The 13398-nt window shown below is 36.4% G+C and carries 12 protein-coding genes and 2 pseudogenes; 10 read left to right on the top strand and 4 right to left on the bottom strand.

Going from position 1 to position 13398, the window contains the following annotated elements; genetic code table 11:
• The first annotated feature begins 7 nt into the window (after positions 1-7).
• From E3C75_RS07470 to budA, 7 genes are all read left to right on the top strand, one after another.
• Positions 8-808 (top strand): Fe-S oxidoreductase, encoded by an 801-nt coding sequence (locus tag E3C75_RS07470; RefSeq protein ID WP_084828783.1) that lies wholly within the window; start codon positions 8-10, stop codon positions 806-808.
• A gap of 59 nt (positions 809-867) precedes the next feature.
• Entirely contained in the window at positions 868-1017 is a 150-nt protein-coding gene (locus E3C75_RS11180) for a KGR family RaS-RiPP peptide (RefSeq protein ID WP_167740666.1), read from the top strand.
• An 82-nt stretch (positions 1018-1099) separates the two neighbouring features.
• Positions 1100-2317, top strand: coding sequence for a radical SAM/SPASM domain-containing protein (locus tag E3C75_RS07475; RefSeq protein ID WP_014727516.1), 1218 nt, complete (start codon positions 1100-1102; stop codon positions 2315-2317).
• Positions 2314-3057, top strand: a complete 744-nt coding sequence (locus E3C75_RS07480; RefSeq protein ID WP_011225905.1) for an arginase family protein — start codon at positions 2314-2316, stop codon at positions 3055-3057. Before E3C75_RS07475 ends, E3C75_RS07480 begins: the two co-directional genes overlap by 4 nt.
• A 6-nt stretch (positions 3058-3063) precedes the next feature.
• Positions 3064-4236 carry an MFS transporter gene (locus E3C75_RS07485; protein WP_011681092.1) on the top strand — a complete coding sequence of 391 codons (1173 nt, stop codon included), beginning with the start codon at positions 3064-3066 and terminating at the stop codon, positions 4234-4236.
• Positions 4237-4488: 252 nt separating this feature from the next.
• Positions 4489-6165 (top strand): acetolactate synthase AlsS, encoded by a 1677-nt coding sequence (gene alsS, locus E3C75_RS07490; RefSeq protein WP_002950643.1) that lies wholly within the window; start codon positions 4489-4491, stop codon positions 6163-6165.
• A 15-nt stretch (positions 6166-6180) separates the two neighbouring features.
• Positions 6181-6900: an acetolactate decarboxylase gene (gene budA / locus E3C75_RS07495; protein ID WP_084828786.1), complete on the top strand. Its 720-nt coding sequence runs from the start codon at positions 6181-6183 to the stop codon at positions 6898-6900.
• Between the two features lie 58 nt (positions 6901-6958).
• Here budA and E3C75_RS07500 read toward each other — a convergent pair.
• Together E3C75_RS07500 and E3C75_RS07505 are read right to left on the bottom strand one after the other, a co-directional pair.
• Positions 6959-8208: pseudogene (locus E3C75_RS07500) on the bottom strand (ISL3 family transposase).
• Positions 8209-8424: 216 nt separating this feature from the next.
• Positions 8425-9168: an ABC transporter permease gene (locus E3C75_RS07505; RefSeq protein WP_096811970.1), complete on the bottom strand. Its 744-nt coding sequence runs from the start codon at positions 9166-9168 to the stop codon at positions 8425-8427.
• A gap of 140 nt (positions 9169-9308) precedes the next feature.
• Between E3C75_RS07505 and E3C75_RS07510 the strand changes: the two genes are divergently transcribed.
• Positions 9309-10142 carry an SDR family NAD(P)-dependent oxidoreductase gene (locus E3C75_RS07510; protein WP_100273396.1) on the top strand — a complete coding sequence of 278 codons (834 nt, stop codon included), beginning with the start codon at positions 9309-9311 and terminating at the stop codon, positions 10140-10142.
• Between the two features lie 55 nt (positions 10143-10197).
• Here E3C75_RS07510 and E3C75_RS12145 read toward each other — a convergent pair.
• Together E3C75_RS12145 and E3C75_RS07520 are read right to left on the bottom strand one after the other, a co-directional pair.
• Positions 10198-10531: pseudogene (locus tag E3C75_RS12145) on the bottom strand (glucuronide permease).
• Between the two features lie 38 nt (positions 10532-10569).
• Positions 10570-11109, bottom strand: coding sequence for a TetR/AcrR family transcriptional regulator (locus E3C75_RS07520; protein ID WP_002944663.1), 540 nt, complete (start codon positions 11107-11109; stop codon positions 10570-10572).
• 133 nt (positions 11110-11242) lie between these two features.
• Here E3C75_RS07520 and E3C75_RS07525 point away from each other — a divergent pair, with 133 nt between their 5' ends.
• Positions 11243-12139 carry a cation diffusion facilitator family transporter gene (locus tag E3C75_RS07525; protein WP_111679590.1) on the top strand — a complete coding sequence of 299 codons (897 nt, stop codon included), beginning with the start codon at positions 11243-11245 and terminating at the stop codon, positions 12137-12139.
• Positions 12140-12250: 111 nt separating this feature from the next.
• On the top strand, positions 12251-13345 hold the full coding sequence (gene hemH / locus E3C75_RS07530) for a ferrochelatase (protein ID WP_111679591.1): 1095 nt from the start codon (positions 12251-12253) through the stop codon (positions 13343-13345).
• Positions 13346-13398: the final 53 nt, after the last annotated feature.

Below are 13398 nucleotides of genomic sequence, written 5' to 3' on the forward strand. Positions count from 1 at the left end.
TATTGATATGAGAATTATTAAATTTCCTGAACAGATTTCAGAAGATATCATTCATTATACGTTTCTAGATGATATTATCTCTTATAATTGTGAAAAGTGTAGAGGATCTTGTTGTCATGTGAATAATTCTTTATTACTTGATGCAAAGACAGCAAGTTTTCTAAAACGCACGTATCTTAAAGATTTTATTGTTAGTGATGATAGTGTTTCATTGTTGAGTTGTGGTAAAAAGTGCTGGTTTCATTCTGAATTGGGTTGTACGATAAATGATTTAGGCTTGAACAAGCCATTAACTTGTGAATTATATCCTTTTCATATTAAGAAAATTCAGAACTTCTATATTGTTTCTTTTACTCCTTGTCCGACATTTCAACTGAACCTTGGTGAGGGGCAGAGGTACAAGGATATAGAGGATGTAGTTTTACGATATATTAAAACTGGGGTGCCAGTTTTTAGTCCGTCTTTGCATGTTTCAGAGGAAAGGCTGAAATATGAGATTGAGTATCAAAACAATTTTAAAAACACTTTATCAGAGTATTATCGAACAAAGACTGCCGATGGCACTACAGAGTTTAAAGAATATGAAAAATGGTATATATATTATTTAGATTTTAGATGGGGAAGTATACCCTTATCTTATACAAGTTCACAAGCAAATCAATTTTGGAATCTTTACAAGAGAGTTTGTGAAGATGTTTATAAAAAAATATCATATATACGAACAGATAACATATACTTTATTATTGCAAATCAGTTTAATAAGATAATTTCAAAGCATTTTCAGCTAAATTTTATAGATAAAGAATGATTTCTATGATTTGTTATGGGTACTTATTGATTCTTAAATAAATAATGGAGGATATTACGATGCAAGTTAGTGATGCTATTGCACAAATTGAATTAGAAGAAGAAGAAGTTGTTTCTAGCGGTCTATCTATTGACATTATGGAAATTAAACCTTCTGTTGCTACAGAGTTGATTGATGGACTCAAAGGTCGTTGCCCACCGTCTGTCTAATAGAACTGATTGTAGGATTAGAGTCTATTTCTAATCCTTTGGTTTTTATATTAATATTTTTGGAAGATTGCAGGGAATTAATATGACGAGCAATGTTTACTCGATTTTTTTTAATTGGTACAATAAGCAAGGAATACTCAGGAATAATAGGAATAATAAACTATTTTCATTAAATTTAGCTACATTTTTAGCTTTAAAATTTATGTACCAATTTTCATTGAAAAAGTTTTCTGATTCAAAGAGTCAGGTAATAAAAAATGTTATAGATTTTCTAAATAACAATGAAATATCACTCTCTAAGACCAACACTAAAATTGTTGAATTTTCAACGAAAATACCATTAAAAGTGATACAGATTGAGGTCACGAACAAATGTAACCTAAGATGTATGCATTGTTATTTACCTGATTATTCAAAGGAGCTCGATAGAAAGAAAATTTCAAGTATAGTATATGAAGCTAAGCAGCTAGGAGTAATGGATGTTGATTTCACTGGAGGCGAACCATTATTATTACAGGGATTAAGTGAAATTATCGAGGAAGTATTAAAAGAGGGAATGTGTACAACAATTTTTACAAATGCTGTATATATTCCTGAAGATTTTAAAATATTGATTCAAAGATATGATGGTATAAGACTAAAAGTTAGTTTAGATGGTTGGAATGAAACAATACATGATTCAATTAGAGGAAGAGGTACATTTAAGAGAACAATTAAGAATATTGAATATTTTAGGAGTTTAGGAGTACCTGTTACTGTTAATGTTGTTTTGAATAACAAGAATATTAGTGGAGTGAAGTATTTTTTGGAGTTGTTTGATCGATTAGATGTGAAATATGCTTTTGATAGGTTTTTACCTTTTGAAAGGAATAATCGACTATCAATTAGTGATGAAGAATTCAATAATGCTATTTTGTGTATTCCCAATATTCAAGCAAATTGTAATAATATATCCGAATCCACATTTGAATCATTTTATTGTGGTGCTGGCAATTCTTATGTGTTTATAAATTCGTCAGGTGATGTTGGATTTTGTCCGACATTATCCTCCACTAAATTTTGTGGAGGTAACATTAATGAAAAGACTTTAAATGATATTTGGATTAATTCGAAGTTCTTCAATCATATTCGAAATGTACGATGTAAGTATTATAATGAATGCCCTGCAAATTATGTTTGTCAAGGTGGGTGTAGAAGTCGAGCTCAGTTTTTCGGAGGTTCTATTGGGAGTCCCGATATACAGGAGTGCAAGTTAGCATATAATTTAACTGGGATTAAGCCAAAGTCAATGAGTTTATGAAAATATTATCTATTATTTATGATGGTGGAAGTAGAATTCCAGGAGCGAGATTTGCTCCCACAAAATATTATCAAGAAGCGATGTTATATGATAGGAAAGATTCTGATATAATTACAATTAATTTAGGTAATCAAGATTTATTTTCTATTGATTTAGAAAGTCTAAGTCGAACTATTGCTGAATCTAAAGTTCAGATTGCTTTAGGAGGAGATCATTCAGTTACTTATCTATTAGCAAAGGCCACTGTTCGAGAGGGAGCATATTTAATTGTTTTAGATGCTCATTTAGATTACTTCAAAGACTTTGAAAGTGTTGTAAAAAATTGGAATTTTTTAAGTTTTTTAACCGATATTTTTGAAAAAATAATTATCATTGGGGAAAGGAATTTTGAGTTTCCTAGTTCATTTGATAATAAAATAATCATCCTCTCAATGGAGGAGTATTGGTTAAATAAGAGTAGAGTTTTGAAAAAGTTAGATAGTTATATTGATGAGTCAAAAGATATTTACTTATCAATAGACATTGATGTTTTGGATCCATCTGTTTTTGATTCAGTATCATATCCTATTATTGGAGGATTTCAAATGAACGATTTTCTTGGAATAATTTCCAAAATTTTATGTTCTGATAAGGTATATTTTTGTGATATAGTTGAGTACAATCCGATGGTTGGAAGTGATAATGCTCACATTTTTTACCAAATGATTCAATTTGTTAAATCAAAATTAAGGAGGATATAGGAAATATTGAAAATAAAAAAATATGCAGCATTGAGTATTTATTTTAATCGTTTCTCATCGTTAATCTCAGAGTATGGTTATACTATCTTGATCAACATTCTATTGTCTAGAATTTCTGTGCAATTAGTTATGTATTTTTGGGTGGTAAAGTGTTTAGCTGCAATAGTTACAAATAGGATTAATATCTCAAATAGTAAACTGAGCAGAAAATACCTGCTTATTCTGTTAGAAATTACAAAGGCAATCTTACTTTTCTTACTAGGTTTTGGATTAAACCATATAATTGTCCTATTAGTTGTATTCATAATTGAGGTTGTCAATGTATTGTTTTCCAGTTTATTATATAGTTGTGTACCAATTATTATAGACAAGGATTCATTGATTAAGTTTAACGCTAGGTATACAAGCATTGGTTCAGTATCTTATTTTTTAGCACCGTTGTTTGTTGGTTTATTTATTAATAAAAGTCACTTTTTATTGTTTGCAGTTTATGCTCTTCTTTTGATAGTGGGAGCTACTAGTCTTTTATTTTTACCAAATATTTCGACTTTAAATTTGAAAGAAGAAAGAAAAAAACAAAATTTAAACATTACATTATTTAACATTCTGAGATCCAAAAAAATTGCATTAGTTCTATTATCTGGAGTTATTGTGGGATCAATTGGAGTTGTTTATGATACTTATGAAGTTGTTTATTTAACAAAGTATCTCGGTATTAGTGATTCTATGTATTCCTTTTCCTTATCATTTTTAGCAGTTTCATTCTTAGTAATGAGCTTCCTTCTTAGCTTCGTGAAACAAATAAGTTCTCATATGAAAGCTTTCGCCTTAGGTCTTTCATTTTATGTTCTATATCTACTTTTATTTAGTACATCTTCGAACATTTATACAGTACTAATGAGTTATGTTTTTCTAGCGATAGGTCAGACAATGATGGGGATAATCGAAACCAATTATTTTCAGTTGTCACTTAACATGAAAGAATTACAGAAACTATATATTTACTCGGAGACCTTACATTCTGTATTTTCAGGCATTGCTGTTTTAGTAATAGGAAGTTTTGCCTTTTTAAGTAGTCATCTTGTTTTAGTTTTCAGAAGTCTTGCTGTTTTTGCTCTGTTTATTCTTCTGTGTTATTGTGTGTTTGTAAACCTCAAAAAACTAAGCATTGATAAGTAATATTTATAAATCAGAAAACAAGCAAATGAGATAGTTAATTTATAAAGTAGACAAACGCTATTTTGAGTGTTTGTCTTTTTTAGTCACCTAGTCTGCCTTTTTTCACAAGATTGTCTGAAAACTGTGCTATAATGATAACAGAATTGTGAATTGATGAAAGTTTGTGAAAAAACGAGCAGACTTTGACACTTTGTGACTTATACTTGAAAGGAAAGTTGGCTCTACCATTTTAGGGCTAGAAGGACTGTGTTCATGTCAGAAGAAAAGCAATTGTATGGTGCAGATTTAGTGGTTGATAGTTTGATCAACCATGATGTTGAGTATGTCTTTGGGATTCCAGGCGCAAAAATCGATAGGGTTTTTGATACCTTGGAAGATAAGGGACCTGAATTGATTGTTGCCCGTCATGAGCAAAATGCTGCTTTTATGGCTCAAGGTGTTGGACGTATTACTGGGAAACCAGGTGTAGTATTGGTAACATCTGGTCCAGGTGTCTCCAATTTGGCTACTGGTTTGGTAACAGCGACGGATGAAGGAGACCCTGTTCTTGCTATTGGTGGTCAGGTTAAGCGTGCAGATCTCTTGAAACGTGCCCACCAATCAATGAATAACGTTGCTATGCTTGAGCCAATTACCAAATATGCTGCTGAAGTACATGATGCTAACACCCTTTCTGAAACGGTTGCTAATGCCTATCGTCACGCTAAGTCAGGGAAACCAGGTGCAAGCTTCATTTCAATTCCTCAAGACGTGACGGATGCTCCGGTCAGTGTTAAGGCTATTAAGCCTATGACAGATCCAAAACTTGGTTCAGCATCTGTTTCTGATATTAACTATCTAGCACAAGCCATTAAAAATGCAGTGTTGCCAGTCTTTCTTTTGGGAAATGGTGCCTCATCAGAAGCCGTAACTTACTCTATTCGCCAAATTTTGAAGCATGTTAAATTGCCAGTTGTTGAAACTTTCCAAGGTGCCGGTATCGTGTCACGTGACCTTGAAGAAGATACTTTCTTTGGTCGTGTAGGTCTTTTCCGTAACCAACCCGGAGACATGTTGCTTAAAAAATCCGACTTAGTTATTGCCATTGGTTATGACCCAATCGAATATGAAGCACGTAACTGGAATGCTGAAATTTCAGCACGTATCATCGTTATTGATGTTGAGCCGGCCGAGGTGGACACTTACTTCCAACCGGAACGTGAATTGATTGGTAATGTAGAAGCGAGCTTAAACTTGCTTTTGCCCGCTATTCAAGGTTATAAATTGCCTGAAGGTTCGGTTGAATATCTTAAAGGTTTGAAAAACAATGTTGTTGAGGATGTTAAGTTTGACCGTCAGCCTGATGAAGGTACGGTGCATCCGCTAGATTTAATCGAAGTTTTGCAAGAACAAACAGATGATGATATGACTGTTACGGTTGATGTTGGTAGTCACTATATTTGGATGGCACGTTATTTCAAATCGTATGAACCACGTCATTTGCTTTTCTCAAATGGGATGCAAACGCTAGGTGTTGCTCTTCCATGGGCTATCTCTGCAGCTTTGGTTCGTCCTAAGACAAAAGTGATTTCTGTTTCTGGTGATGGTGGTTTCCTCTTCTCAGCACAAGAATTGGAAACAGCAGTTCGTTTGAAATTGCCAATTGTCCATATTATCTGGAACGATGGTCATTACAATATGGTGGAATTCCAGGAAGAAATGAAGTACGGTCGTTCATCTGGGGTTGACTTTGGTCCTGTAGATTTTGTAAAATATGCTGAGAGCTTTGGAGCCAAAGGTTATCGTGCAACAAGTAAAGCAGCGTTTGCTAGCTTGCTTCAAGAGGCTTTGACTCAGGCTGTAGATGGACCAGTCCTTATTGATGTTCCAATTGACTATAAAGATAACATTAAACTCGGCGAAACTATTTTGCCAGATGAATTTTACTAAAAAGAGGGTGTAGACATGTCTGAAGCCATAAAATTATTTCAATATAATACTTTGGGAGCCTTGATGGCTGGGCTTTATGGAGGTACTTTAACCGTTGGAGAGTTGTTAGAGCATGGAGACTTGGGTCTCGGAACATTAGATTCTATCGATGGTGAGTTGATTGTTCTTGACGGTAAAGCCTATCAAGCTAAAGGCTCTGAAGGTAAAGTCGAAGTGGTAGAAGTTTCTCCAGATGAAAAAGTTCCCTATGCAGCAGTCGTACCTCACCAAGCTGAAGTTATCTTCCGTCAACGTTTTGAAATGACTGATAAAGAACTTGAGGATCGTATTGAATCTTACTATGATGGGGTTAATCTCTTCCGTTCCATCAAGATTAAAGGGCATTTTAAGCACATGCATGTCCGCATGATACCTAAGTCTACTCCTGATACGAAATTTGCTGAAGTTGCGACTCATCAACCAGAGTATGAATCTGATAATATTTCAGGTACAATCGTTGGTATCTGGACACCTGAAATGTTCCACGGTGTGAGTGTTGCTGGTTACCATCTCCATTTTATTTCAGATGACTTGACATTCGGTGGTCACGTTATGGATTTTGTTATCGAGAATGGTATTATTGAAGTTGGACCAGTTGACCAACTCGATCAACGCTTCCCAGTTCAAGACCGTCAATATCTCTTTGCTAAATTCAATGTTGATGAAATGCGTAAAGATATTACTAAGGCTGAATAAGCATATAAATAAGATACTGTCTCTTTGTCAACTGTAGTGGGTGACGAAAAGCTAACATCTAGAGAGGACCGGATAGGTCCTCTTTTTATGTATGTTCAGTGTGATGAAGACACGTTTCTTAAAGTTGATGAAGTTTCTAAAACCGAAGCCCAAGCGTTTAATGTCTTTAATTAACTTATTAGTAGCTTCCAGTTTTGCGTTTGAATAGTCTGTTTCTAGTGCATTTTGGATGTATTGCTTGTGTCTAAGAAAAGTCCTAAAGACCGTTTGAAAATAGTGATTGACCTTGCTTCTATTTTCCTCTATCAGGTCAAAGAACTCACCTACTCTCTTCTCCTGAAAGTGAAAAAGCAAAAGCTGATAAAGTGTATAGTAGTCAGTAAGCTCTTTTGAAAAGACTAGTGTCTTCTTAACAACTTCATGTGGTGCTAAAGTTTGGCGGAAAGTCTTTGAATAAAAAGAGTTGAGAGATAACTTACAGCTGTCCTTTTGGAAGAGTCGCCAGTGATTTTTCAAGGCTCGATAGGGTAGTGACTTTTTATCGAATTGGTTCATAATTGCAATTCTTGTCTTTAAAAAGGCACGTCCAAGGTGCTGGATGATGTGGAAACGATCAAGAACGATTTTTGCGTTTGGAAAGAGCTTGCGAGCCAGTGGAATATAAGCTCCAGACATATCCATCGTGATAAACTGTACCTGTTGTCGGACTTTCAATGGATACTTCAAAAAGTAGTTTCGTATAGTAGTTTGGCGGCGATTATCAAGGATGGTTATGAGTTCGTTTGTCTCATAATTCTGCGCCACAAAAGCCAATTCCCCTTTCTTGAACCCAAACTCATCCCAGGACATAACAGCAGGGAGTTTGTCATAATGTTCCTTGAAAGTAAACTGATCAAGCTTACAATAGACAGTGGACGTCGACACGCGAAGTCTTCTTGCAATATCAGTTAGTGACACTTTCTCAGTTAGGAGTTGTGTAACTTTTTGTCGGACTAGATTGGAGATTTGGCAGTTTTTCTCAACGATAGATGTCTCAGCTACCGTGACACTTCTACAATTTTTACACTGGAAACGACGTTTTTTCAGACGTAGTAGAGTTGGTGTTCCCGCTTGCTCGAGAAGAGGGATTTTAGAAGGCTTTTGAAAATCGTACTTGATCATCTTTCCATGGCAATGAGGACATGATGGTGCAGGGTAATCGAGTTTTGCTTGAATCTCGATACGAGTATCAGTTTCAAAAACAAGTGAAATCTTGATATTTTGGTCTTTAATTCCGATTAATTCTGTGGTATTCTTAATAAGCCTCATGAGTTTTTCCTAATGATGGTTTGGTTGCTTTTCATTATAGTTCTTATGGGACTTTTTGTGTACACTCAAAAAGCTCTATAATCTCTACAGTAGTTTTACCCACTACAGAAATTATAGAGCCAAGATACTCCCCTATTCGACATAGGGGAGTATCTTGTTTTAAAACGACGAAGTGGTCCTAACTCTTCCGTTTTATTTATTAAGTTATAGCATATCTCACTCAACAGATTTTAGAGCCTCGAGCATATTGACTTTCTTAAGGTGTTGGTTCACAAAGATACCCAGACCTGTCAGAATGATAATGATTACTAGTGTTGGAACAGCGTAGATGAGCCAGCCAAGATTTGGATTGAACATAATATTTTCAGGTGGGATAACATCTACCATGTATTGATGCAGTCCCAAACCAAGTCCGAATTCAACCAAGATACCAATGATAGAAAGATAAATTGTTTCTCGATAGATGTAGAGCGTCACTTCTTTATTAAAGAAACCTAGAACCTTAATGGTTGATAATTCGCGGATACGCTCTGCCACATTGATATTCGTTAAATTGAAGAGAACAACAAAAGCAAGAAGAATAGAAACACCAATCAAAACTCCCATAACACGGCTAAGTGAGTTGACGATGGTCTTAATTTGTGCCTTTAGAGTAGTATTTTGGACATCCCCTTTTACACCATCAAGAGACATAAATCGACTGGCTGTTTGCTCAACATTTTTGTCTGAATGATCTTTTAGTGTAAGTATCGTAGCATTTTGGCTAGCCTCTTTTCCGAAAGCATCCTTATAAGTAGATTCGTTCATAAAGATGAAGTGCCCCATGTACATCTCAGAAATACCAGCAACTTTGAGTTTGATGTCTTTGTCCTGGCTATTTTGAACGGTTACTTCATCACCTACAGAAATACCAGCTAGGTCCGCCAATTTCTCTGAGATAATAATGCCTTTTTCAGTCAAATCAAGCTTCTGACCAGTTTCACGATGATTGAGTTTGATGTAATTTTGAAGTGTTTTTTGATCTTTATCATTGACAACAAGTGTTGTGATATCTTGACGATCGTTATTACTTCCTACATCTAACAGGTGCTACGGACGGTATCGGTAAGCATCTAGCAAAGAAACCGTCTAGTGAAGGCTATCATATCATCCTCCACGGTCGCAATCCTCAAAAGCTGGAATTGGCTACTCAGGAGGTTCGGGCAGTCTCCTTGAGAGGCAGAGTGTCTAGCTACTTGGCTGATTTTTCAAAATTAGATAATGTTTATCGATTTGTGGAGGAAATCAAGCGAGACTTTCAAAGGATTGATATCTTATTTAACAATGCAGGTCTGTATGCAGGGAAAGAGCGAAAAGCGAGTGGTGAAAATGTCGAACTAACTTTCATGTTATCCGTTCTGGTTCCCTATATTTTTATAACAGAGCTAATCCCCTTGTTAGAAAAATTGCCTGATGGCCTTGTTATCAATACCTCTTCCTATATGCACCATTTTGCGAAAGTGAAGGATTTGGACTTTGGCTTTGAGAAAGAATACAATCCCGGTTTGGCCTACAATAATTCCAAGCTCTACACCATTTGGATGACACGCTATCTAGCAAGAGATTTCTTTTTAAAAGGTTCAAATACCACTATTAATGCCTACCATCCCGGCTTGATTTTAACCAACTTAGGGAATAATTCTAGTGATAAAAAGACGGAAAAGTCTCTCTTCGGACGCTTGATGAAGTCTCTTTCAAAAGATCTAGATCAGGGAATCGAAACAGGCTATTATCTCACCTTATCAGAGGAAGTCAGTGGCTTGACTGGCTACTACTTTGATGAAAAGAAAGTCAAGTCGGTATCTGAAAAAGTCTACTCATTTGAAAAAACACAGAAATTAATGAATTACTGCCAAGAAAAGGTCAAAATGTTTAAAGAAAAGCAGAATGTTTAATATCATAAATATAAGAAAAAAGCTCAAGTTTTCATTAATAAAACTTGATCTTTTCTTATACAAGAGTTAATAAAATCGTAATTACCAGAGCGATTCCGATCCGAATCAGGTAGTGGGCTACTAGATGGAAATTTCCTTTATGCTTGCCATTCCAATAGGCTCCGTAGCAAATCAAGCTAACTCCGATCAGCCAAAGGAATAAAGCAACAATTGGCAAAAGGAAGTAAAGGATGAGAGAAGGTCGCAAGGTTGCTTCCGATAAGGAGAAGCCGATTTCCTAGAGTATTCTTGTGCTTTCTTAATTCTGAAAGACTGGCCATTAAATGAAGAAGAGCAAAAGCAAGGGATAAGAAAGCTGTGAAAATACCAAGAAGAATGAGGAGGAGCATAGTTTTCCTTTCTATGATACATGATGTAAAGTCGCACCTTAGTTAGAAGCGACGTTTAAAATCTCCAAATAAAACTGGACTACTTCCTGCTCGCTGTAGGACTTGCCTTTTTTCAACCACCAGGTCAGGGTTTCAATGAAGTTGGTTACAACCAGGTGCTTGAGATATGAGTGAGGAATGTTGGGGTGTGATTGAATCAGTTCATCAGCTACCATTGGATAGACGTCATGTTCCAGTTCTTTTCGCAGCTGCCGGATAAAATAATCGTTTTTTGAAAGCAAGAGACTGGTTACATGGTCTTGATTTTTCTTGAAATGTTGAAAGATATGGGCCAGGTAGTCTTGTGGAGAGAGGTATTGAGTACGCTCAAACAAATGGTGAAAGAGCTTTTGGCAGAGCTCATCCAGTAGTAACTCTTTGCTCTCATAATGACTGTAAAAGGTCGAACGCCCCACATCAGCCAAGTCAATAATCTCCTGAACGGTGATGGCCTCATAATCTTTTTGGTTAAGTAAGTACAAGAAAGCTTGATAGATGGCTTTTCTAGTCTTGGTAATGCGACGATCTTGTGCAGTCATATGGACACTATGAACAAACTGTTCAGTAACGTACACAGCGAACGGTTTGCCCCTATCCTTTCTGTTGGTAGTATTGGATAATAGATATTGAATATGATGTTCGTGAATCTATTATACCAAAGGAAGGTAAAAAATGAGTTCAAAATATGCAGTCTGGATGGCTTTTTTCTTGAATCTAAGCTTTGCCATTGTTGAGTTTATTGCAGGGGGAATCTTTGTTTCCAGTGCTGTTCTCGCTGACTCTGTCCATGACTTGGGGGATGATCTAGCCATTGGCCTCTCGGCCTTTCTAGAAACAATCTCCAATCGTGAAGAAGATAGTCGCTATACCCTAGGCTACAAGCGTTTTAGCTTATTAGGGGCTTTGGTAACGGCAGTCATTCTGATGACAGGGTCTGGTATGGTGATTTTAGAAAATGTAAGCAAGATTTTCCACCCACAACCCGTCAATGACGAAGGGCTTCTTTGGTTGGGAATTATTGCTATCAGTGTCAATCTGCTGGCGAGTCTGGTCATTCGTAAGGGTCAGACCAAGAATGAGTCTATTCTCAGCCTGCATTTTTTGGAAGATACCTTAGGTTGGTTGGCTGTCATCCTGATGGCCATTGTCCTCCGATTTACGGACTGGTATATCCTAGATCCCCTCTTGTCTCTTGCTATTTCCTTCTTTATTCTGTCTAAAGCCATTCCACGTTTTTGGAGAACGCTCAAGATTTTCCTGGATGCTGTGCCAGAAGGGGTAGATATCAAGCAAGTTAAGAATGACTTAGAGCAGTTGGATAATGTTGCTAGTATCAATCAGCTTAATCTTTGGACCATGGACGGCTTGGAGAAAAATGCTATTGTCCATGTTTGTCTGGAGCATGTCAAACATATCGAGGTCTGTAAAGAGTCTATCCGAGACTTGCTCAAAGAGAGTGGCTTTCAAAATGTCACCATCGAAGTTGATGAAGACTTGGCAACCCACCAAGCTCACAAGCGAAATATCGAAGAGCTAGAAGCAGAAAGTGAGCAGCAACACCATCATTAAGGTTTGTTTTTAAACTCTTAGAGTCTACCTTTAAGAGTTATTTTGATACCAAGTTCCCTAAAGTGATCCTTTTCATGATAAAATAGAACAAATGTAGAACAAGGATTAATTATGAGTAAGAGAGCTGTGTTGATGATGACCTTTGGGTCACCAGAAGAGATTACCTATGAAGGAGTAGCGGAGTTTTTCACGAATATACGGCGTGGTGTTCGTCCTGAACCACATAAAATTCAGACTTTACATGACAATTACCTCCGAATTGGTGGAACTCCACTCCAAAGGATAACCAGAGAAGAGGTGGATTTGGTTGCTTCTGCTCTTGGAGAACAAGTGTCGGTTTACTTTGCCAATAAATTTTCACGACCTTTCATTACAGATGTGATTACACAGATGGAGAATGACGGAATTGAAGAATGTTTGTGCTTGATTTTAGAGCCCCATTATTCTTACTATTCTGTCATGGGATATGAGAAATTTTTAGAAAGTGAGCATATTAGGTTCCAAATTATCAAGGACTGGTACCGCGAACCTTCTCTTCTTCATTATTGGGCTGATGAAATCCAAAAGATTTTAGATCAGATTGGAGACGACAGTTATAAGGTGATTTTTTCAGCTCACAGTGTCCCAGTTTTGGCACTAGATTTTGGTGACCCTTATATCGACCAGATTTATGATAATAGTCGCTTGATTGCGGAGGATTTAGGACTTAGAGAAGAGCAGTACACTAATACTTGGCAGAGTGAGAGTGATATAGGTATTCCTTGGATTAAGCCTGATGTCTTAGAATATCTACGAGATGAGCGTGAACACCCAGACCACTATATTTTTGTCCCTATTGTCTTTATTAGTGAGCATATTGAGGTTCTTTTTGATAATGATGTGGAATGTAAGGAACTTTGCCAAGAGCTAGGTGTAGCCTATCACAGACCTCCCATGCCAAATCGCGATCCTCGTTTAATCAAGGCCCTTCTTTCGGCTATTCAGTCTCATATAGACGGTGACTATAGTTACTATCAACCTCAGCTTGAGACCTTTGATGAGCTGGAAACTCCTTCTAGCACAGGTCAGATTTTGGATGAGGAAAAGGATATTCAAATGCCCGATTTCGTCAAGAAATTGATTGCTAAAAAAGGTCTAGAAAATGTCAAGATGCCATATCTATTTAAGAAAATGCTTGAAAAGAAGTATGGAAAAAAATATGATTAGTTGCTATTGTTTGAAAGTAATTTGGAGGGCATGATGTGAGCTAAAGCTTGCCT

Origin of the sequence: Streptococcus thermophilus, assembly GCF_010120595.1 — a bacterium.
GTDB classification, from domain to species: Bacteria; Bacillota; Bacilli; order Lactobacillales; family Streptococcaceae; genus Streptococcus; species Streptococcus thermophilus.